Below are 22,716 nucleotides of genomic sequence, written 5' to 3' on the forward strand. Positions count from 1 at the left end.
CCGGACATTCCTTTCTCGCTTCGCTCGAAAGTGAATTCCGGGATGACGAAGCGGAGGAGTTAGCTCTCCGGCTTCAGGTGTCGGAGCGGACGGGTTGCGCTCCTGCTTCATGTGACCATGCGTAGAGATGCGCGCCTTTGGCCGACCTTGCATCCATTAAGGCGAGACCCACTCAGCGCGTCATCCCGGAAGCGAGCCGAACGAAGTGAGGCAAAGCTGTCCGGGATCCATTCCGTGACATCGCGGAAATGCTCAGGCGAGGCCGATGACGGCGAAAAGGTTGCGCGCCGGTGCTCGCCTAACGGCGGCTCCCCGGTTGGCGGGAAGTGTCAGCTTCGATGGTTCGTAAAAAATATTGTCGGGTTTCCGTCGCGATGATCGTCCTATGATGGAACTGCCACCGATCCCACCCCAGCCAAGGAGCAAGCCATCATGCCAAGCGCAGCGAAATCCTTCTTCTGGTACGAGTTGATGACCACCGACATGGACGCAGCCGAAGCGTTCTACACCAAGGTTGTGGGCTGGGGGGCAGAGCCGTTCAACGGCGGCTCCGGAATGCCGCGCTATACTGTGATGAAAGTGGGCGACCGCGGCGTTGGCGGCGTCATGACCCTGCCCGAGGAGGCCGCCAAAATGGGCATGCCGCCGGCCTGGGTTGGCTATATCCACGCCGACGACACCGACGCGGCTACCGCCTCGGTGAAGAAGGCAGGCGGCAAAGTGCACCGGGAGCCATCGGATATTCCGGGCGTGGGGCGCTTCTCAGTCGTCGCCGATCCGCAAGGCGCGGTGTTCATGCTGTTGCAGCCGAACGGCCCCGACCAGCCCCCCGTAGCGATGGGCACGCCGGGCCATATCGGTTGGCGCGAACTGATGGCGACCGACTGGCAATCCGCGCTGGACTTCTATTCCGGCCAGTTCGGCTGGAAAGAGGACAACAGCATCGACATGGGCGAGATGGGCATCTACCAGCTGTTTGCGGTCAATGGCGAGCAGAACGGCGGCATGATGAACCGGCCGCCGAACATGCCGTCCCCGGCATGGCAATTCTACTTCAACGTGCCGGCCATCGACGCCGCCGCCAAGCGCGTGACCGATGGCGGCGGCACGATCATCTTCGGCCCGATGGAAGTGCCCGGCGGACAATGGGCGATGAATTGCATCGACCCGCAAGGGGCGCATTTCGGCCTTGTAGCACCAGTGCGCTAAAGCCGAAGCAGAGCAGGTTTCCAATGGCTTGAGCCGGATTGGAGACTCTGGATGCGAAGACGTTGAATCGGAACGCGAAGCCGCGCGTTCCGGCAAAAGTGTTAAAATCCGCAGCAAGATTCCCTTTATGAATTGCGCATAAAAGCTGCGGCCATGTCCGCGTACAGTTTTAGTCGAATTGTTCCTATCCTTGCCCTGCTTGCGCTTGCCTCCTGCGCAACGCCGCCGAGCCAGATCAACAATGTCTGCGCCGTGTTCGACCAGCGCGACGGATTCGTCGGCAACTGGCGCACCGCGGCCGAACAGACCGAGCGCAAATATGGCGTGCCGGTGCCGGTGCTGATGGCGACGGTGCGCAAGGAATCCGGCTTCAAGGGCAATGCCCAACCGCCGCGCGCGACACTGCTCGGCTTCATTCCATGGAAGCGGCCTTCCAGCGCCTATGGCTACTCGCAGGCCCTTGATGGAACCTGGGCGCAGTACCGCGCCGAAAGCGGCAACTTCGCCGCCCGCCGCAGCAGCTTTGCCGACGCCATCGACTTCGTCGGCTGGTATCACGCCAAGAGCGCCGACAGCCTCGGCATCGACCGGACCGACACCTACAATCTCTACCTCGCCTATTATTCCGGCTGGACCGCCTACAAGCGCGGCGACTGGCGCAGCAATAGCGGGATCCAGAGATACGCGCGCGAGACGGACGAGATGGCCCGCAACTACGCGGCGCAGCTACAGACCTGCACGCAATAACCAAGACCTCGGTATCGCTGATACCGAGACTTGATCGGAGCCGCCGCTACTTGCCCTTGGCGGGCTTGGCCTTCGGCGCGGCTTTAGCCGGAGCTTTCGCTGCCTTGGTCTTGGCGGGCTGGGCCTTTGCCGGCGTAGGCTTTGCAGGTTGGGCCTTCACGGATTTGGCCTTGGGTGCCGCGCCAGCCTTGGCTGGCTGCGCCTGTGGAGTAGCTTTAACCTCGGTTGGCGCCGATGCGGTCGCCACGGGTTTTGCTTTGGACGCAGGCTTGGCGGCCACCTTCTTGGTCGCATCGGCATCCGCATCGCCGTTTTGGAAACTGATCACCGGCTCCATCTTTGCCAAAACGTCATCGGTCAGCCAGCACAGGCTCTTGTGGCCGCCGCCAAGGTCCTTCACCGGCGGAACCTTGGTCTCGCACAGATTGTCCGACACCAGATGCTTGTAGCGGCAGCGGGTCTGGAACGGACAACCGGTGGGCGGGTTCATGGCCGAAGGAATGTCGCCCTCGAGCACGATGTGCTTCTTGACTACAGACGTGTCGGCAATCGGGATCGCCGACAACAGCGCCTCGGTATAGGGATGGTAGGGCGGTGAGAAAATCTGGTCGGTGGTGCCCTGTTCGACGATATAGCCGAGATACATGACGACGACGCGGTCGGCGATGTAGCGCACCACCGACAGGTCGTGGCTGATGAACAGAAGCGTCGTCTTGTTCTTGCGCTGGATGTCCATCAAAAGTTCGGTGACGGCAGCCTGCACCGACACGTCAAGCGCCGAGACCGGCTCGTCGGCGACAACAACCTTAGCCTGACCGGCAAAAGCCCGGGCAACGCCGATGCGCTGCTTCTGGCCGCCGGACAGTTGCCGCGGCTTGCGCTCGGCGAAGGCACGCGGAAGCTTCACGAGGTCGAGCAGTTCCAGCATGCGCTGACGCCGGTCGGCCGGCGTATTGCCAACGTTGAACTTCTCCAGCGTGCGGATGATCTGCGAGCCCACGGTATGGCTGGGGTTCAGCGTATCGAACGGATTCTGGAACACCATCTGGATCGAGGAGACGGTGTCGACGTTGCGCTTTTCGATCGGGGTCGATTCGATCTCGGTGTTGCCGAGCGAGACATCGCCCGAGCTTGCCGTTTCGAGCCCGAGCAGAACCTTGGCGAGTGTGGATTTGCCGCAACCAGATTCGCCGACGATGGCGACGGTCTCGCTTTCGCGGGCCTCGAAGCTGATGGTCTCGTTGGCCTTGACGGTGCGCCCCTCCCCGCCGCCGAAGACGCCGCCGGCGCCGACCTGGTAGTACTTCTTGAGATTATCGACCTTGAGCACCGGCGCGCCGGGCTTGACCGGCTCGCTGGCCTTCTTGGTGCCGGGCGGCAGCGCCTCCCAGTCGATCTCGTTGAAGCGCACGCAGCGCGAGAAATGGCCTTCATGCCCGGCGACCGGGATCATCGGGATTTCAGCCGCGTTGCACACGCCTTCCACGAAGTGGTGGCAGCGCGGGCCGAAATTGCAGCCCTTCGGCCGTTCGTGCGGCAAGGGCAACTGGCCGGGAATGGCGATGAGCGGACGCGCATTCTTGTCCGCGCCCGGCAACGGGATCGAGCGGAACAGCCCTTGCGTATAAGGGTGGCGCATACGGTCGAAGACGTCCTTGATCTCGCCGGTCTCGACCGCCTCGCCCGAATACATCACAGTGATCTTGTCGCAGGTCTCGAGGATGAGGCCTAGATTATGCGAGACGAAGATCATCGACGTGCCGAAGCGCTGGCCGAGCCCCTTGACCAGTTCAACGATGCCGGCCTCGACGGTGACGTCGAGCGCGGTTGTCGGCTCGTCGAGCAGAAGCAGCGCCGGCTTGGACAGTAGCGCCATGGCGATGACGATGCGCTGCTGCTGGCCCCCGGAGAGCTGGTGCGGGAAGGAGCGCATCATGCGCTCCGGGTCCGGCAGCTTGACGGCGCGCACCATTTCCAGCGCACGCTTGTAGGCTTCGTCCTTGGACACCTTGTCGTGGATCAGCGGCACTTCCATCAATTGCTGGCCGATCTTCATCGCCGGATTGAGGCTTGCCATCGGCTCCTGGTAGATCATGGCGATCTTGTTGCCGCGGATGGAGCGAAGCTCCTCCTCCGACATCTCGCCCATGTCCTTGCCCTGAAAACGGATGCGGCCGCCGACGATCCTGCCAACATTGGAAAGATCGCGCATGATGCCGAGCGATACGGTTGACTTGCCGCAACCGGACTCGCCGACGATGCCCATCGCCTCGCCGGGCATGACGGTACAGGAGAAGTCCATCACCGCCGGTATCTCGCCCTTGCGGGTGAAGAAGGAGATCGAGAGGTTCTCGATCTCGATGATGGGTTGGGCGCCTGCTGTGTTCGTAGCTTTGACGGCTTCGTTCATGGCTGGCTCCTCAATCCTTCATCGATTGCTCGCGTAGCGAGTCGGCTAGCAGGTTAAGACCGAGCACGAATGACATCAGCGCGATCGTCGGCGGCAGCGCGGGATGGATGAAGGAGCGCAGCAGGCGGCTGGCGTCCTTGATCGCTGTACCCCAGTCCGGGCTTTCCGGTGCGAGACCGAGGCCGAAATAGCCGAGAGTGCCGAGCAGGATGGTGGTGTAGCCGATGCGCAGGCAGGCATCGACGATGAGCGGGCCGCGCGCGTTGGGCAGCACTTCCCACAGCATGATGTACCACGGGCTTTCGCCGCGGGTCTGGGCGGCGGCAACATAGTCGCGCGTCTTGATGTCCATGGTGAGGCCGCGAACGATGCGGAACACGCCGGGAGACGAAGCGAACACGACGGCCACGAAGATGTTGAGCTGGTTGGGATCGATGTGGACGATGCCGAGCGGATCGGCGTCGAACACCAGCCCGACATAAACCCACCCGCCCAGGATCAGGGTGATGCCGAGCAGGATGTAGAGCCTATCGGGTCGCTTCTTAAAGCGCGTCCAAAACAGCGTACAGAAGAAGATGATCGGAAACAGGAAGAACAGCCCGGCCATGCCATAGGGGATCGGGGTGTCCATGATGCCCGGCGTCACCAGAAGATAGAACAGCAGGATGACGGGGAAAGCCAATACGAGGTTGGCGAGGAACGACAGGAAGGAATCGATGCGCCCGCCATAGTAGCCGGCAGGCAAGCCGAGCGTGATGCCGACCATGAGCGCAAAGGCGGTAGCCGCCGGTGCGATGATGAGCACGATCTGGCTGCCATAGACCATGCGCGAGAACACGTCCCGCGCCAGCTTGTCGCCGCCGAACAGGAACACCTTGTGCGAGGCGGGCTCGATGGCCCCGGGCAGCGCATCCTTCATGACGACGATCTGCTCGAGCGGATTGAACGGCGAAATCGTCGAAGCGAAGATTGCCGTGAACAGCCAGAACAGGCAGATGCCGACGCCGGCAATGCCGACGCCGCTGTCGAACAACTGGCCGTAGAGGCCGAGTTTCTTCTTGAAGTAGAAACTGGCGCCCATGATCAGCACGATCGCCAGCCATGTCGGCCAGAAGCGCGCGATCACGCCGAAAATGACGCCGAGGGTTCCGATGTATTCAACCTGCATGGTCCGGATCCTCCTACTGAACCCGGATACGCGGGTTGAGATAAGCGTAACCCACGTCGGAAATGAGTTGCGTGATAAGAACGATGAACACCGACACCAGCGAGCAGCCGAGCAGGAGGTCGATGTCGTTGTTGCCTGCCGCCTCGACCAGCACGTAGCCGAAGCCCTGATAGCGGAACATCACCTCGACGATGACGACGCCGGTGAGCAGCCACGGGAATTGCAGCATGATGACGGTGAAGGGGGCGATGAGCGCGTTGCGCAGCGCGTGCTTGATGACGACGGACGAAAAGCTCAACCCCTTCAGCCGCGCGGTGCGAACATATTGCTGCGTCATGACCTCGACCATCGAGGCGCGCGTCATGCGGGCGATGTAGCCGATGCCGTAGATGGCGAGCGTCATCACCGGCAGCGTGAAATTGTAGAAGGTGATGCCCTGGCTGGCGGAGGCCGCCGAGCCGTTCAGCCATCCGAGCCATGAGGCGAAGATGACGGTGAAGATGACGCCCGAGACATATTCAGGCGTCGCCGTGGTGGCAATCGATGCGACGGACAAGGTGCGGTCGGTGCGAGAACCTTCGCGCATGCCGGCGAGGATGCCGATCAAAAGCGATATCGGCACCATGACCGCCAGCACCCAGAACATGAGGATGCCGGTAGCGCCAAGCGCTGGAAACAGCTTCTTCGAGACGTCGGCCTTGAACTTGGTCGAGCAGCCGAAATCACCTTGCAGCACGCCTGAATAGACCGGCTCGACGGGATCGCTGCAGAACGAGAAGCGTTGCGATGCCTTGCCTGTCGCCGGATCGACGATCGGCGCTTTCTTGATGACGCCCAGCCATTGGCCGTAGCGGACAAAGAAGTTCTGGCGATAGCCGTGATTGACCAGCCACCCTTCAAGCTGCTCCGCCGAAGTGTGCATCTCGGTCTGGCTGATGGCGAGTTTTTTCAGGTTAGGCTCGAGATTGACCAGAAAAAACACGACGAGCGTGAGGCACAGCATGGTCAATGCCATTGTGCCCAGGCGTCTCAGAACAAAGGATAACATGGCGCCCCCTGCCGGCAGGGTCGGGGTCAGGTGCAATCAACCCACGAACGTTGGCATGAGCCGACCCGAAAAGTCAGGTGATTTTCGCAAAGCCGGCATGCTTGCGTACAGCACCCGTAAGAGAAGGGAGAGCAACGTCTCCCTTCTCCTTTGGGTTCGATGGTCAGGCCTGGTCGAGCCAGACCTTACCGTAGTCGTGCTCGAAGGTCGGGTGCATGGCATAGCCCTTCACCGCGGCCACGGAGTGGCTGTAGAGCTTGCGCCAGTAAGGCTGGATGAGGATGCCGGAATCCTGCAGGATCTGCTCGATGTCCTTCATCAGTTCCTTGCGCTTGGCAGCGTCCGCCACGGCAAGCGCAGCGTTCAGCTTGGCATCCCATTCCGGATTGGACCAGGCTGCTTCGTTCCAGGCTTCGCCGGTGCGGTAGGCGATGGCCAGAACCTGCACGCCGAGCGGGCGCATATTCCAGTTGGTCATCGACAGCGGGTACTTCGTCCAATCGTTCCAGAAGGTCGAGCCCGGCAGGACGGTACGCTTCACCTTGATGCCGGCGTCGCGCATCTGCGCGGCGATGGCGTCGCCGGTGTTCTTGTGCCAGTCCTCGTCCACGGTGATCAACTCGTGCTCGAAATCGGCCTGGCCGGCTTCCGCCATCAGCGCCTTGGCCTTGGCCGGGTCGCGAGCCACCTTCGCCAGTTCATAGTATTCAGGATGAATCTGGCAGACGTGGTGGTTTTCGGCGACCGTGCCGGCATTGCCGTAGCCGAGCTGGAGGACGACATTGTTGTCGACCGAAAGCTGCAGCGCGCGGCGCACCTTCTCATCGTCGTAAGGCTTGTTGGCGACGTTGGTGCGGCAAACGATGGTCGATGCCGTGACGACTTCCGACTTGACCAGGTCGAGACCGTCGAGGATCGACACATAGTCGGCGGAGGTTTCGAAGTTGGTGTGGACCTCTCCAGCCTCGAAGGCGCTGACCATGGCGGCCGGGTCGGTGCCGTAGTCGATCAGTTCGACGCCGTCGAGATAGACTTCGCCGTCCCACCACTTGTTGTCTTCGCGGCGCTTGTAGACGACCTTCTGGCCGACATCGTAGGACACGAGTTCGAACGGACCGGTTCCGATCGGGCAGGCCTTGAAGTCGCCGCCCTTCTCATCGAAGCTCTTGTGCACGATGAGGCCCGGATAGTCGCACATGTTCGGGATCAGCGCGATGTCGGGCTTGGAAAGCTTCAGCTTGACCGTGTTGTCGTCGACCTTGGTGACGGCACTTTCATCGAGCTTGCCGGTCTTTTCATCGACCAGGGAACCGAGACGACCGGGCATGGAGTTGCCTTCGGCGCTCTTGTCACCCCAGCGCTTGAGGTTGAAGATGACGTCGTCGGCGGTGAACGCATCGCCGTTCGACCAGGTCACGCCCTTACGCACATGCAATGTGTATTCGGTGGCGTCGTCGTTGACGTCCCAGCTTTCCAGGAGATAGGGGCGGAAGGTGTAGTCGTTGGTGTACTTGACCAGCGGCTCGAGCGCCTGGCGCTCGGCATTGGCGATTTCCGACCAGTCGGCCTTGCGCGGATCCTTCGGGTCCTTGATCCACTGGGCAACCTTGAGAATGCCGCCCTTCTTGGGCTGGTCCTGAGCCTGAGCAGGCGTCGGCGCTGCAAGCCCGATCATGCCGTAAGCCATCGCCGTGGAAGCACCGAACACGCTGGCGAGAGCAAGAAACTCGCGACGGTCGACCTTGCCGGCTTTCGCCAACTCGGCCATTTCCACGATATGTGCGGGAACTTGGTCGCCATTACTTTTATAGGTTTTCATTTGTAACTCCCATTGTTGGCTTTCCGCCTTTTAACATTCCGCATCGCGTCGCCGATGTCAAAAGCGGCGATAAATTTGGAACTTGAGCAAATGTGCAACTTTGGAAAGCGAGCGGTACGCGCGATTGCGACAGAGTTGGCGTAAATTTGTTATTGGCGATGCGTTTTTTTTGATTTCCGCGCGACGCAAGGCGCAAGCATTTCATGCCTTTGCATGATGTTGCCACGCGCCTGCCCGGCGCCGACAACGACTGCCTGACACTGCAAATCCTCGTGAAGAAGCCGAGCGGTCAACTAGCAGACGCGGCTAGTATTCCTTCTCGTAGAAGATGCCGCCCTTGGCCTCGCCTGCATCGGAAGCTTCGCCGCGAAGCTTCACGCCGCGTCCGACATTGAGGTCGATGCGGGCCTTGCCTGAACCCGGCTTCTCACCCTTCTCAAGCGAAAGGTAAGTGCGGTCGTTAAGGTATTTGCCGGCAGAAACGGCGGTGCCGCCCTTCTCGTCGGTGGTCACGTCGAGGTCGTCGATACCGATGGCGTTGCGCAGATTCTGCAACAGCGAGGTGGAGCCGCCGACGCCTGCGAGCTGGGCGGCAGCCGACGCGAGTTGCGCGATCTGCAGCGGCGACAGATTCGACATCGAGCGCCCGAAGATAAGCCGGGCCAGCACCTCGTCTTCCGGCAGCGCGGGAACGGACGAGAAGATGAACTTCGGATTGGTCGCCTCGCCGGAAACGGTGATGGTGACGGTCGCATCCGACGCGGTCGATTCAGCCACAAGGTTGAGATAGGGCACAAGCGAGCCGGAGAAGCTCAGGCTTCCTTCGGTGAAATTCAGCCGCTTGCCGAGGATTTCGAGGCGGCCGCGCCTGAGCGTGAACTTGCCGACCGCCTGTGGTGACGAGGTCGGGCCGGTCAGCTTCAGCGAACCGCCGAGCTCGGCATCGACACCCCTGCCCTGGACGAAGATCTCGTTCGGCGCATTGATGGTGAGGTCGAGGGTAACCGCGCCGCTGCCGCTTGCGCCGCCGCCTGCCGGACGCAGTGCCCTGTCCTGTTCCTTGACGGCGGCAGGCGCATTCTTGTGCTGCACGCCGAGTTCCGACAACGAGCCGGGGAGCTTGTTGGGTACGGTGATGACGGTGCGCGCAAGATTGATGACGCCGGATAGCACAGGGGAACTGGCCAACTGGCCCTTGATCGCAAGGTCGCCGGCAAGATTGGCGGTGACGATGCGGCCGTCGGTGTAGCGCCCGTTGGTGAGCTTGAGATTGAGGTCGGCCGGAAAGCCGGAAGCGGGATCGATACCGACCGTCCCGCCTGCTGTCAGGCTACCGCCCGAAGAGAGCGTGCCGGTGAGCCGGTTGACCGTTGCGACCCCATTGCCAAGGCCGATGTCGAGCGCGATGTCGTTGATGGCGATGCCGGCCGAAGCGGCGACGAAGCGTGCGCCGTTTGCCCGGACAGAGCCGCTGATGACGGGCTTGGAGGCGGGTCCGCGCACCTGCACCGCGACATTGGCCGTGCCGCTGAGCGAAAGGCCCTGCGCCGCCATCTTGCGCGACAAGAAGGCGAACGGGACATTGCCGTTGAAATCAAGCGACAGGTTGGGCGCGCCGGCGGTGGTGACGCTGCCGCCGCCCTTGAGGCCGAGGCCGGCACCATCGGCGATGTCGGCGGTGAAGGTCAGCTTGTTGGCCTGGAAAGTGCCGGACGAGCCAACGCTCAATGCGCCAAGGCCGGCGCTGCGCGTCTGCGCCACCTGCACGCCGGAGGTCTTGATGTCGTAGGCGACGCTGGGATTTGCCGGCGCGCCGGTCACCTTGACCGTACCCGAGACCGACCCGGAAGCATCGAGGCCGGGAGCGAAATTGTTGGCGACCGCAATCGGCACACCGGCAAGTGCCGCGTTGATGGCGAGAGTGTCGCCGACCGAACCGGTGACCGTTGCCTTGCCGCCGCCGATGGCGAGAACGATCTTTTCGAGCGTCGTCTTGCCGTTGGCAATTGCAATGGTTGAAGGCGCGGCGATGCTGGCTTTGACGCCCCGGAACGTCGCGTCTCCCGACGCAAGCTCGACGGTGGTTGCGCCGCCGGCGACCTTGACGCGGCCCTTGGCCTTGGCCGGAATGTCCTTGACGGTTGCGCCGCCGGAGAATGCCGTCCAGTCGCCATCGCGGGCCAGATCGACGGCGATGCCGCTGATGGCCGTGCCGCCCGAAGTGACGCCGTCGGCGCGGATCGTTCCCGAGATTGCAGGAGCGGCCGCGTAGTTGGCGATGAGCGCGTCGATGGTGACGCCCTTGGCCGAGAGGTCGCCGCGCGTAATGCCTGCCGTGCTTGCCTTGACGTCGACCTGCGGGATGCCGCCCGGCTTGGTGAAGGCGACGGTGCCGCGCACTTCGCCCTCGGCCTTTTCGAGCGCAAGGGCTGCCAACGGGCCGATGTCGGGTAGTTCGAAGCTGATCTTGCCTTCGGGCAGGAACGCGTCGTCAAGCACGAGATCGCCGGCAATCTGGTTCTTGCCAAGCGACAGCGTAAGCCCGTCGATCTCGCGCCGTCCATCGGTGGTCTTGAGAACGGCCTTGCCCTGCAGCGCCTGGCCGGCGACATCGGCAGCTAGCGTCACCTCGGCGGCGGGATTGGCCGCATCGGCCTTGCCGGCGGCGCTGAGCTTGAGGCCGGTGATCTCGCGATTGGCGACGACGAGCTTGTCGCTGTTGAGCGTGGCCGCGACGTCTGGGGCCAGCGGCGAACCCTTGGCGGTTACGGCAAGCGAAATCGCGCCGGTTGCGTCCTTGGCGAGCGTGGAGATATCGGCCAGCGCGCCCTTGATGTCGGCTGCGATCTGGCCGTCGATGAAGGAACCGCTACCGCTGGCAGACAGCGGGCCGGACAACAGGTCGAGCTGGTCGGCGGTGACATTGCCGCTGGTATCGCGCTTCACCGAGACGGAGAGCGTGGTGCGTTCGCCAAGCACCGGGCGCGCGGCGACCGGCAGCGCCGCGGACGCGGCATCGGCCTTGACGTTCACCTCGATGGAGCCGTCGGCAAGCGAAACCTGGCCGTCGAAGCCGCCTTTGAGCGCATCGCTGGTGATGAGGCCCTTGCTGACCTTGATGGTGTCCCTCGTCACGTCGCCGTCCACCTGAGTGGTGATCTTGCCGGCGATGAGCGGAGCGATGGTGGGATTGTCGAGGCCGATCTTGTCGGCGGTCACGGTGCCCGAGATGGGGCCGCTGCGATTGGTAACGTCGAAGGCATCCGAATGCAGCGCCATGGCGATGTTATCGACCTTGGTGACGTTGGTCGCGACCTTAGCCAGACGCGCCTCGATATCGACGGCAGGAGCGCTGCCTTCGCCAAAAGCGCGCAGCGAAGCCGATTTAAGCTCGATGTCGATCGGGCTTTCCTCGCTGCCGAGGGAAAGCGGCACCGTTGGACCGGCGGACTTGAACTCGACTGAAAAGTCGCTGGCGCCCTTGGGGTTGATGCTGCCCTTGGCTTCGCCATGCACGGCGGCGGTGTCGAAGGTGGCGTTTTCGATTTCGACGCCGCCATCGTTGGTGGCTGTGCCGGCAAGGTCGAAATTGGTCCTGCCGCCGAGCAGCGATTTCAGGCGCAACGGCACGAAGCCGGCGAAATCGCCGTCGCCCTTGGCTTCGACGCGGCTGCCCTTGTCGGTGAACTGATGGCGACCGGTGATCTGGGTGACCAGCTGGCCATCGACGTTGAAGGCGGCGCGGCCGTTCCAGTCGGCGAGCGGGCCGTTGCCGGATACGACGATGTTGACCGGCGGGGCTTCGGGCAGCTTGAGCAGGTTGGCGATGATGCCGCCTGCCGGCTCGTCGGCGCGCACATCGAGGTCAAGCCGATTGTCTTCGGGCAGGAAGTGCACGGAGGCATCGACCGTGCCTTGCTTGCCGTCATGGCGTGCGAGATTGAGATCAGCCTCGACGGCGAGCGGCGAGCGTTCGGCCCGCACAGCGCCCTTGGCGGCGAGTTCAGCGATGCCGGCACCGGCCAGCGCCTCGCCAAGCGCGATCTGAGGCAAGTCGATCTCGCGGATGTCCACGGAAACGGGCAGCGAGAAACCGTCGCTGTTCTTCGGCTGGGCGTTTGGATCGGCAACCGGTGCGCGCGCGGCCTCGATGCGCCCGACGGCGACGCGATTGGCGCGGAAGGTGCGCGACAGAAGGCCAAGCGGCGACCAGTCCACCGCGACCTCGCGCAGCACCAGCCACGGCCCTTGCGTATCTTCGAGGACGACGTGATCGACGGTGAGGTTGCCAGACCAGATGCCGTCGATGCCGCTGACGGTGACCTTGCTGCCTTCGGACGAGGCGGCATTGGAAATCAGCCCGGCCAGATTGGCGCGGCCACGCTCGGTGGTGGTGAGAACGACAAGCGCGCCGATGGCTGCGGCCACCACGACGAGGACCGCATAAAACACCACGCGCAGGATGCGTCTCACGATTGCCATTCAGTCCGCTCGCCGTTCAGTCCCGTCAGAATGCCTGGCCGATGCCGGCATAGATGCCGAAACGCGGATCGCTCGGGTCGCGGTTCAGCGGCACTGCCGCGTCGACCCGAAGCGGTCCGAACGGTGTCAGATAGCGCAGACCGACGCCCGCGCCCACCTTCACGTCGGAAAAATCAGGAAACTGCTTGGTTGAAACGGTTCCGGCATCGATGAAAGGCACGATGCCGATCGTATCGGTGACGGCGATGCGCATCTCGACCGAAGTTTCGAAGAACGACAGGCCGCCGGTCGGCGTGCCATTGATGTCCTTCGGGCCGATGCCTTGATAGGAATAGCCGCGCACCGACCCGCCGCCGCCTGCGTAGAAGCGCCGGTCCGCCGGCACCTCGTCGACGCTGGCGCCAAGAATGGAGCCGATGGCCGCGCGGCCGGCGAGTACGAACTTGTTCGAATCCGACAGCGAATAGTAAGCAGACCCCTCGCCCTTGAGCTTGACGAAGGCATTGCCGTTTTCGATGTCGTAACTGGGCTCGGCGAATGCGAGCGCCCTGAAACCCTTGGTCGGGTTCAGCTTGTTGTCGCGATTGTCAAAGACATATTGCAACGGCACCGACGCGATCAGGAACTCGTTCTTGCCGAAGACGTCGGTGATCTTCGAATAGTCGAGCGAAAGCTCGGCCGACACCGTCTGGTATCTGGTCAGCTCATAGGAAAGCCCGACCCCGCCCTTGACCGAGAAGCGGTCATAGGCGTCGGGATGTTCGTAGACGGTTTTCAGATTGGCGAAGAATTTCGAGGCAGGACCAACCACACCCGGCTTCTCGAACATGATGCCTGCATTATAGTTCAGCTCCGAAAGATCGTTGGAACCGATGCCGCTGATCGAACCGTCGATGCGCAGCTTTTCAGCCCGCCCGAACAGGTTGCGGTGGCCCCAATAGCCTTCCAGCCCCAGACCTTCCGTGTTGGAAACCGTGCCGCCGATACCGAAATAGCGCGGCTTGCGCTCGCTGACCTGGACGGCGATGGGAATATTGCCGTCGGCATCGAGCTGGTCGGCTTCCTTGAGCGTGACGCTGTTGAACACTTCAAGACCGAGCAACCGCTCGCGCGCCTGATCGATCTGCTCGGGCGAGTATTGCGCGCCGCGCTTCAGGCCGGTCATGTATTCGGTAAATTCGCGATCGACCTGCTCGGTGCCTTCGACAGTGGTGTTGCCAAAGCCGGCAACGGGTCCGGCAGCGACAGTCAATGTCACGTCGAGCGTGGTGGTCTTATGGTCGGCCACGATCTCGCGGTCGGTGATCTGCGCAAGAGGCCGGCCCTCTTCCTTCAATGCGCGCACGATCAGGCCCTCGGCCTTGAGGATCGCGCCGGAGCTGGCGTCGCCGCCCGCGATCAGGCCGAAATCGGCACTGGCAAGGCCTGCGGCATCGCCTTTCAGGACGATGTCGCCAAGCGTGAATTTCGGACCGGGCGCAACGTCGATCACGACCGGAATCGGCTGTGGACCCTTGAATTCGGCATCCGGCGGCAGGTCGTCAATCGGCTGGCCGGCGATAGTGACATTGACGACGCCCTCGTAGCGGGCATCGGAATAAAGCGCCGCCACCAGTTGCTCGCGGTCACCGCGCGCCTTGGTCAGCAAGCCGAGCGAACCGGACACGGGCCTGTCTTCGTCGCTCTTCAGCGCGGAGGCCGCTTCCAGTTTCTTGATGAGGTCTTTGTCGGCATCCGGCGCGTTGATGGTGACGGAGTAGCGCATCGGGTCGACAATGTCGGCATCGTCGTCCTCGGACGATCCCCACAACTTGATGCCGAACAGTTCGAAGGCGGCTGCAGGTTGTATCTGGGGTAGCAAAACCGCCGAGCCAAGCAGCGCGAGCACAAGCGCGCGCGTAAGCCGCAGCTTCGCTTCCCGCCCTCCTGCTCTGAACGCAATACTCTTCAGCATCACCCCTGTTTAACGCACAAAGTTAAAATTCGACTGAAGTTTCACGCATTTCGTAAAGCGGCCACAATCCACTTGTCTGAAATGAGAAGACGTTGGAATTCACTCCTTCTGTCCCTTTGCAAGAATGCGTGACTTCAATTTAAGGCTGCATAGCGGCGATCGGTCCAGAATGAAACCGTTACATAACGGCACATGGCCGTCGCCAGATTGACAAGCATGAGCGATATTTGAAACCTGCCGGCATGGCAGAAGCATCTGGAGGGAATGCGATGACAATGCGCGCTGCTCGTGGTTTGCCCGTCCTCATTCTCCTCTTCCTCGCTCTGACGGGAGCGGCATTCGCCGCCGAAACCCGGCGCATCGTCACCACCCAGAATTCCGACTATTTCGGCTTCGACCTGCGCTCGGAACAGAACGTGACGCTCGACCAGTGCCAAAGCACCTGCCTCGGCGACCCGGCTTGCCGCGCCTTCACCTATAACAACAAGGCGAAGTGGTGCTTCCTGAAGTCCGACTTCAACGCCTTGAAGCCTTTCAATGGCGCAACGGCAGGCAAGGTGGTGGTTGCCGACAGCGACCCCGACATCGGCGCGCCACCCGCGCTTTCCTTCTTCCCGGCGTGGATGGCCGAACAGGCCGACCAGTACCGCAACAGGCTGACCGGCCCGAACTATCCCAAGCCCGGCGACGGCTTGGGCGAGCTGATCAACCAAGCTGAGCAGTCGGCCCTGACCGGCGACAGCCGCGGCGCGATGCAGAAATATGAAGCCGCCGTTTCGGCAATGCCAAACGATGGCAAGCTCTGGCTTGAACTGGCGCGCGCAACGCTTGCGACGCAGCCAACCGACAGCCAGGAAACCGCGAACCTGCAGGCCAATGCGACTTCCGCCGCGCTCAACGCCTATAAATTGCTGCGCACGCAAACGACGCGTGCCGATGCGCTGGCACAGATTGCCGCCGGCCTCGACCGCCGCGACCTCTACCGCCCGGCCTTGCAGGCTTACGAGGCAAGCCTTGCCTTGCTGAACTCGGCATCGGTCCGCGCCGGCTACGAGGATCTCAAGGCGCGCAAGGGGTTCCGCATCATTGAGCACAGCGTCGATGCCGACACCAGCGCGCCGCGCATCTGCGCGCAATTTTCCGAGGATTTGGTCAAGACCGGCGTTGACTACACGCAGTTCGTGCGCGTGGACGGCGGGTCGCCCAAGGGCATCGAAGCCAAGGATCGCCAGATCTGCGTCGAAGGCCTCGAACACGGCCAGCATTATGAGGTTTCGTTCCGCTCCGGCCTGCCGGCAGCCGTCGGCGAGGTCATCGCCTCGCCGGTCGTGCTTTCGATCTATGTGCAGGATCGTGCGCCGTCAGCACGCTTCACCGGCGACAGTTTCGTGCTGCCGGCCGGCGCGCGGCGCGGCATCCCGATGGTCAGCGTCAACATGGCCGCTGCCGACATGAAGCTCTACCGCATCGGCGACCGCGCGCTGACCCAGCTTCTTTCCGGCTACCAGTTCCTACGGCAACTGGATGGCTACGATATCTCAAGCATCGCCGACCAGATGGGCGCTCCCGTTTGGGAAGGCCAGCTCGAAATCGCCAATGACCTAAACAAGGAAGTCACGACCTCTTTCCCGGTGGACGAGGCGCTACCGCAGCGCAAGCCGGGCGTCTATGTGCTGACCGCGCAGCCGGTGGATGACCACAGCGACGAGTGGAACTCGCGCGCGACGCAATGGTTCGTCGTCTCCGACATCGGTCTTTCAACTTATACCGGACAGGACGGCTTGAGCGTGTTTGCCCGCTCGCTTGGCAGCGCCAAGCCGCTGGCAGGCGCGGAACTGACGCTGCTTGCCCGCAACAATGAAATCCTTGGCACCGCGACCACAGATGCGGATGGCCGCGCCGTGTTCAACCCCGGCCTGACACGCGGCGAAGGCAGCATGGTTCCAGCCGTGCTGATGGCCAAGCAGGGCGACCAGGATTTCGTCTTCCTCGACATGGCGCGTGCCGGCTTCGACCTCTCCGACCGCGGCGTGGGGGGCCGTGCGGCGCCCGGCGCACTCGATGTCTATGCCTGGACCGAGCGCGGCATCTACCGCGTCGGCGAAACGGTGCATGTGTCGGCGCTTGCCCGCGACGACACCGCAAAGGCCGTGGACAACCTGCCGCTGACCTTCATCTTCACCCGCCCCGACGGCGTCGAGGACAGGCGGATCATCAGCGACGGCGCGACCGCCGGCGGCCATACGGTCGAGCTTGCGCTTGAAGCAAACGCCATGCGCGGCACCTGGTCGGTTGCGATCCACACCGACCCCAAGCAGGCGGCGGTTGCCAGCCAGATGTTTCTGGTCGAGGACTTCGTGCCCGATCGCATCGAGTTCGACCTGACCGCCGACAAGGCGGAAATGGCTGCCGGCGAGACCGCCAACGTGACCGTTGACGGGCGCTTCCTCTATGGCGCGCCGGCAGCAGGCCTTGCCATCGAAGGCGAGCGCACGCTTTCGACCACGCGCGAATGGGACCGTTTCAAGGGCTTCGTGTTCGGCCTTGCCGACGAGCAGGCCGGGGAACCTTCGGTGACGCCGCTGGCCGACCTGCCGCTGGTGGGCGACGACGGCAAGGCGACCTTCCCCGTAGCGATCGATCAACTGCCTTCGACGACGCAACTGGTCAACGCCAAGGTGACGGTGCGCATGCGCGAGACCGCAGGTCGGGCCGTCGAGCGGTCGCTGACGCTCAACATTCGTCCGCAAGGCGAAATGATCGGCATCCGACCCGACTTTACCGAAGTGCCGCAAGGCGGAACGGCCAAGTTCAGTCTGATCGCCGTCGATGATGCTGGCCAACGCAAGGTATTGGCAGGCGCTAATTGGTCGCTGGTCAAGGTCGAGCGGAACTACCAATGGTACCGTTCCGGCAACTCATGGAACTATGAACCGGTGACCTTCACCAAGGCGGTTGCCGACGGCACGCTCGATATCGCCGCCGACAAGGAAAGCACGGTGTCGCTGCCCGTGGACTGGGGCCGCTACCGGCTGGAAGTAAATTCGCCCGATCCGGACGGCCCGGCGACGAGCTACGAGTTCGACGCCGGCTGGTATGTCGAGGCAAGCTCGACGGAAACGCCTGACGGGCTGGAAATTGCGCTCGACAAGGACAGCTACGCGGCAGGCGACGTGGCCAAGCTCAAGGTCTCGCCGCACTTCGCCGGCGAGCTTCTGGTGGCGATCGGCGCGGACCGGCTGGTAAAGACGGTGACAGCATCGATCCCGGCTGAGGGCGGCACCGTCGATATTCCGGTCGGTGACGACTTGGGCGCTGGCGCCTATGTCACGGCGACGCTGTTCAGGCCCGGCGACGCGCAGGAAACGCGCATGCCTGCCCGCGCCATCGGTGTGAAGTGGCTGTCGATCGATCCCGGCGCGAAGAAACTGGCGGTGACGCTGACGCCGCCCGAAAAGACCGAACCGCGACAGGTGCTGTCGATCCCGGTGCAGGTGACCGGCGCGGAAGCCGACAGCAAGGCCTATGTGACGGTTGCGGCGGTCGATCTCGGCATTCTCAACCTGACCAATTACAAGATACCCGATCCCGAAGACTGGTTCTTTGGCCAGCGCATGCTGGGGCTGGAAATGCGCGACCTTTATGGCCGCCTGATCGACGGCTCGCTCGGCGCGATGGGCCGCCTGCGCACCGGCGGCGACGGAGCCGCGATGCAATCGCAAGGCAGCCCTCCGACCGAACAACTGGTGGCCTTCTTCTCGGGCATCGTTGAACTGGATGCCGAGGGCAAGGCGAACGTCGCCTTCGACATCCCGCAGTTCAACGGAACCGTGCGGGTGATGGCGGTTGCCTGGACCAAGGATGCGGTCGGTCATGCGACGAGCGATGTGATCGTGCGCGATCCGGTAGTGATCACCGCCGGCCTGCCGCGCTTCCTCGCGCCGGGCGATGCAGCGACGATGCGGCTTGATTTCGCCAATACGGATGGTCCGGCGGGCGATTATGCGCTTAACATCACCACGACCGGCGACATCACCATCGGCGACGACGCGGTGCCGCAGAAGCTGACGATGGAGCAAGGCAAGCGCCAGACGCTGACCGTTCCGCTGATCGCGGTCGAACCGGGCGACGCCTCGGTGACGGTAAGCCTGACGCATGCCGATGTCCCGGCCATCGAGCAGACGCTCTATCTGCCGGTACGGCCTGCCCAACTGCCGGTGACGACGCGTATGGTGGTCGATCTCGGACCCGGCAAGTCGCTGCGCGTGGATAAGGAACTGCTGTCGGCAAGCCTGTTGCAAGGCGCGTCGGTCAGCGTCGGTGTCTCGCAATCGTCGGCGCTCGATGTGCCATCGCTGCTTTTGGCGCTCGACCGCTATCCCTATGGCTGCGCCGAACAGACAACCAGCCGGGCGCTACCCTTGCTCTATGTCAGCGAAATGTCGAAGGGCTACGGCATGGCGGTGGACAAGGACCTGCATGAGCGAGTGCAGCAGGCGATCGGTCGCGTGCTGAACTACCAGGCTTCCGCCGGCAGCTTCGGCCTGTGGGGACCCGGATCAGGCGATTTGTGGCTCGACGCCTATGTAACCGACTTCCTGACCCGCGCCCGCGAACAGGGTTATGTGGTGCCGGCGCAGGCATTGAGCCAGGCGTTGAACAATTTGCAGAACTCGCTCGGCTACGATCAGGACGTGGAGGACCGCGGCACCGATATCGCCTATGCGCTCTACGTGCTGGCGCGCAACAAGAAGGCTTCCATCGGCGACCTGCGCTATTATGCCGATACGCAGCTTGAATCCTTCACCAGCCCGATGGCGGTGGCGCAGCTTGGCGCGGCGCTCGCACTTTATGGCGATGCGCAACGCTCGGAGGCGACGTTCGAGGCGGCGCTCAGTCTGGCCGACGATACCACCGAATTCGACTACTACCGCGCCGACTACGCCTCGCCGCTGCGCGACGGAGCCGCGATGCTGGCGCTGGCGGCGGAAAGCAAGCCGACGCCTGCGGTGGTGCCGCAACTGGTGAAGCTGGTGGCAAAGGAACGCGAGGCGGCGCGCTGGACGAGCACGCAGGACAACGCCTGGATGCTGCTGGCCGCCCGCGCATTGAAGGATGGCAACGACACCATCGCGCTGAGCGTCGATGGTGCTGCCCACAAGGGTGCCTATTCGAACGAGATCGCCGGCGGCGACCTTGTCCAGAACCCGCTCACCATCGCCAACACCGGCAAGACGCCGCTGGAAGCCGTGGTGACGACGGTGGCGGCACCCAGCCAGCCGCTGCCGGCGGGAGGCGACGGCTTTACCATCGAGCGCACCTACTACCGTCTCGACGGCACCGAAGCCAATGTGACGGAAGCCGAGCAGAACGAACGCTATGTGGTGGTGCTGAAGGTGCGCGAACTGAACGACTGGCCGTCGCGCGTTTTGGTGACGGACCTGTTGCCGGCAGGCTTCGAGATCGACAATCCGAGCCTGGTCTCAAGCGCACAACTGTCCAACTTCGGCTGGCTTGGCCAGACCGAGGCCGCGCATCTCGAATTCCGTAACGACCGCTTCGTCGCCGCGTTCGATCCGAACCAAAACGACGGCGGCCGTGACATGACGTTGGCCTATGTCGTGCGTGCGGTGACGCCTGGTGTTTACGCCCATCCGGCGGCAAGCGTGGAGGACATGTACCGGCCGCAATATTCGGCCCGCACCGCCACCGGCATGATGGAGGTGAAGGCGCAGTAGGCTGATGACCCGTCTCCGCAAACTTGCAATCGGGACAGCCGGCGCGGCCGTATTGGTTGCGCTTGGCTCGGTTGGCCTCTGGCAACTCGACCGCGCCTACCCTCCTCCGTTGCCGCAGAAGCTGACGGTGTCCGCCGAAGTGCTCGACCGTGACGGCCAGTTACTGCGCGCCTTCGCAACACCGGACGGTTACTGGCGGCTCGCTACCGGCATCGACAAGGTCGACAAGGCCTTCATCGACATGCTCGTTGCCTATGAGGACAAGCGCTTCTGGGACCACAGCGGCGTCGATGTGCTGGCGCTCGGGCGGGCGGCGCTGCAGTTTGCCGGCAATGGCCGCATCGTTTCCGGCGGCTCGACGCTGTCGATGCAACTGGCCCGCCTGATCGAACCGCGCGAAAGCCGCAGCGTATGGGCAAAGCTGCGCCAGATCGCCCGTGCGGTGCAGATCGAGCGGCGACTTTCGAAGCGCGAGATACTGGAACGCTACCTGACGCTGGCGCCCTACGGCGGCAATCTGGAAGGCGTGCGCGCGGCATCGCTGGCCTATTTCGGCCAGGAACCGAAACGCCTCACCGTGTCGGAAGCAGCCCTGCTCGTCGCGCTGCCGCAACTGCCGGAAAAGCGCCGTCCCGACCGAAACGCCAAGACGGCGCAAACTGCGCGCGACCGGGTGCTGGCGCGCATGGTATCGGCCAACATGCTTGGCGAACGCGAGGCTGCGCGCGCAGCTTTGGAGGACGTACCGGCGACACGGCGCGACCTGCCCGCATTGGCTGCCCATGCCAGCTTTGCCGCCCTGCGGATCGCAAGGCCGGGTGTTCCGCCCCAACTCACCATCCGCAAGAGCGTCCAGCAAGGGCTGGAATCCGTGGCGCGCGAGGCGGCAATCCGGCTCGGCCCGAAACTGTCGGTGGCGATGGTGCTGGCCGATTCCCGCACCGGCGACATTCTGGGTGAAGTCGGGTCGTCCTCATTCACGGATTCCGGGCGATCCGGCTGGATCGACATGACCCGCACCTTGCGCTCGCCGGGGTCGACCCTGAAGCCGTTCATCTATGGCCTCGCCTTCGAGCAAGGGCTGGTGGCGCAGGAAACGCTGATCGAGGACAGTCCAGCCGATTTCGGCGGCTACAGGCCGAAGAATTTCGACATGGGCTATCAGGGTGATGTCAGTGTGCGCCAGGCCCTGCAATTGTCGCTGAACGTGCCGGCGGTGCGCATACTGGATGCGGTGGGTCCGGCACGGTTGACGGCGCGCTTCCGCCAAGCGGGCGCAAATGCTGTGTTGCCGCCCAATGAAGCGCCAGGGCTGGCCATCGGTTTGGGCGGCGTCGGCATCACCTTGCGCGATCTGGTGCAGCTTTACACAGGCCTCGCCAATGGCGGCAAAGTGCATCCCTTGCGCGATGGCACCGAAGCCACGCCGGTTACTGGTTCGGCCACGACTCTGCTCGACCCGCAGGCGAATTGGCAGATCACAGACATTCTCTCGGGCGTCAAACCACCGGAAGGCGCTTCGGTGCGCGGCATCGCCTACAAGACCGGAACGTCCTACGGCTATCGCGATGCCTGGTCGGTCGGCTTCGACGGACGCTACGTGCTTGGCGTATGGGTTGGCAGGGCCGATGCGGGAGCAGTGCCCGGCCTGTCCGGCTACGTCTCCGCCGCTCCCATCCTGTTCGAAGCCTTTGCCCGTTCAGGTATTGCGACCGTGCCGCTGCCCAGCCAACCAGCCGGCACCTTGCGGCCACGGCGCGATGACCTGCCGGTAACGCTGGCCCGCTTCGGCGTAGCAGGCGATGGACTTGTCGTCGCGAGCGCAACCGAACCCGCGCCGCATATCGTCTTTCCACCTGACGGCGCCCGCGTCGATCTGGATGTTGCTTCAGCCGGCGCAACGCCGCTGGTGTTGAAATTGCAAGGCGGGCGCGCGCCGTTCAGGTGGCTGGCCAACGGCAAGCCTCTCGTCGGGCAGGACCGCCGCCGCACGGCGACGTGGCAGCCGGATGGCGCGGGCTACGCCACTCTTACCGTCATCGATGCTGCCGGCCGCGCGGCCAGCGTGAAGGTGTTTGTGGAATAAAGCGCGCCAAGCGATTCACAAGATTCGCATTTCTCGGCCGAATCCGCTTGTCTCA

At 63.2% G+C, this 22,716-nt stretch carries 10 protein-coding genes; 4 read left to right on the plus strand and 6 right to left on the minus strand.

The features are described 5' to 3' along the window. Positions 1-432: 432 nt before the first annotated feature. Positions 433-1,209 carry a VOC family protein gene (locus ACODTY_RS18435; protein WP_488995663.1) on the plus strand — a complete coding sequence of 259 codons (777 nt, stop codon included), beginning with the start codon at positions 433-435 and terminating at the stop codon, positions 1,207-1,209. Positions 1,210-1,362: 153 nt separating this feature from the next. Next, on the plus strand, positions 1,363-1,956 hold the full coding sequence (locus tag ACODTY_RS18440) for a transglycosylase SLT domain-containing protein (RefSeq protein WP_488995664.1): 594 nt from the start codon (positions 1,363-1,365) through the stop codon (positions 1,954-1,956). A gap of 46 nt (positions 1,957-2,002) precedes the next feature. Here ACODTY_RS18440 and ACODTY_RS18445 read toward each other — a convergent pair whose 3' ends face one another. The 6 genes from ACODTY_RS18445 to ACODTY_RS18470 form a co-directional block, all read right to left on the minus strand. Further along, entirely contained in the window at positions 2,003-4,366 is a 2,364-nt protein-coding gene (locus tag ACODTY_RS18445; RefSeq protein ID WP_488995665.1) for a dipeptide ABC transporter ATP-binding protein, read from the minus strand. Between the two features lie 10 nt (positions 4,367-4,376). Further along, positions 4,377-5,534, minus strand: coding sequence for an ABC transporter permease (locus ACODTY_RS18450; RefSeq protein ID WP_488995666.1), 1,158 nt, complete (start codon positions 5,532-5,534; stop codon positions 4,377-4,379). A gap of 13 nt (positions 5,535-5,547) precedes the next feature. Beyond that, entirely contained in the window at positions 5,548-6,582 is a 1,035-nt protein-coding gene (locus ACODTY_RS18455) for an ABC transporter permease (protein WP_488995667.1), read from the minus strand. 163 nt (positions 6,583-6,745) lie between these two features. After that, a complete protein-coding gene (locus tag ACODTY_RS18460; protein ID WP_488995668.1) occupies positions 6,746-8,401 on the minus strand; it encodes an ABC transporter substrate-binding protein in 1,656 nt (551 codons plus the stop codon). Between the two features lie 306 nt (positions 8,402-8,707). Continuing rightward, on the minus strand, positions 8,708-12,883 hold the full coding sequence (locus ACODTY_RS18465) for a translocation/assembly module TamB domain-containing protein (RefSeq protein WP_488995669.1): 4,176 nt from the start codon (positions 12,881-12,883) through the stop codon (positions 8,708-8,710). 25 nt (positions 12,884-12,908) lie between these two features. Further along, the gene (locus ACODTY_RS18470; protein ID WP_488995670.1) at positions 12,909-14,837 is read right to left on the minus strand and encodes an autotransporter assembly complex protein TamA; all 1,929 of its coding nucleotides are present in this window, start codon (positions 14,835-14,837) and stop codon (positions 12,909-12,911) included. Positions 14,838-15,106: 269 nt separating this feature from the next. Between ACODTY_RS18470 and ACODTY_RS18475 the strand changes: the two genes are divergently transcribed. Further along, positions 15,107-20,575 (plus strand): alpha-2-macroglobulin family protein, encoded by a 5,469-nt coding sequence (locus tag ACODTY_RS18475; RefSeq protein ID WP_488995671.1) that lies wholly within the window; start codon positions 15,107-15,109, stop codon positions 20,573-20,575. Positions 20,576-20,579: 4 nt separating this feature from the next. Then, positions 20,580-22,661, plus strand: coding sequence for a penicillin-binding protein 1C (pbpC, locus tag ACODTY_RS18480; RefSeq protein WP_488995672.1), 2,082 nt, complete (start codon positions 20,580-20,582; stop codon positions 22,659-22,661). Positions 22,662-22,716 lie beyond the last annotated feature (55 nt).

It is taken from the genome of Mesorhizobium sp. FG116, from assembly GCF_057809835.1.

What these genes read in the sequence shown, in the direction of transcription:
- ACODTY_RS18435 (WP_488995663.1), top strand. Translation starts at nt 433, where the DNA reads ATGCCAAGCGCAGCGAAATCCTTCTTCTGGTACGAGTTGATGACCACC.
- ACODTY_RS18440 (WP_488995664.1), top strand. Translation starts at nt 1,363, where the DNA reads ATGTCCGCGTACAGTTTTAGTCGAATTGTTCCTATCCTTGCCCTGCTT.
- ACODTY_RS18445 (WP_488995665.1), bottom strand. Translation starts at nt 4,366, where the DNA reads ATGAACGAAGCCGTCAAAGCTACGAACACAGCAGGCGCCCAACCCATC.
- ACODTY_RS18450 (WP_488995666.1), bottom strand. Translation starts at nt 5,534, where the DNA reads ATGCAGGTTGAATACATCGGAACCCTCGGCGTCATTTTCGGCGTGATC.
- ACODTY_RS18455 (WP_488995667.1), bottom strand. Translation starts at nt 6,582, where the DNA reads ATGTTATCCTTTGTTCTGAGACGCCTGGGCACAATGGCATTGACCATG.
- ACODTY_RS18460 (WP_488995668.1), bottom strand. Translation starts at nt 8,401, where the DNA reads ATGAAAACCTATAAAAGTAATGGCGACCAAGTTCCCGCACATATCGTG.
- ACODTY_RS18465 (WP_488995669.1), bottom strand. Translation starts at nt 12,883, where the DNA reads ATGGCAATCGTGAGACGCATCCTGCGCGTGGTGTTTTATGCGGTCCTC.
- ACODTY_RS18470 (WP_488995670.1), bottom strand. Translation starts at nt 14,837, where the DNA reads ATGCTGAAGAGTATTGCGTTCAGAGCAGGAGGGCGGGAAGCGAAGCTG.
- ACODTY_RS18475 (WP_488995671.1), top strand. Translation starts at nt 15,107, where the DNA reads ATGACAATGCGCGCTGCTCGTGGTTTGCCCGTCCTCATTCTCCTCTTC.
- pbpC (WP_488995672.1), top strand. Translation starts at nt 20,580, where the DNA reads ATGACCCGTCTCCGCAAACTTGCAATCGGGACAGCCGGCGCGGCCGTA.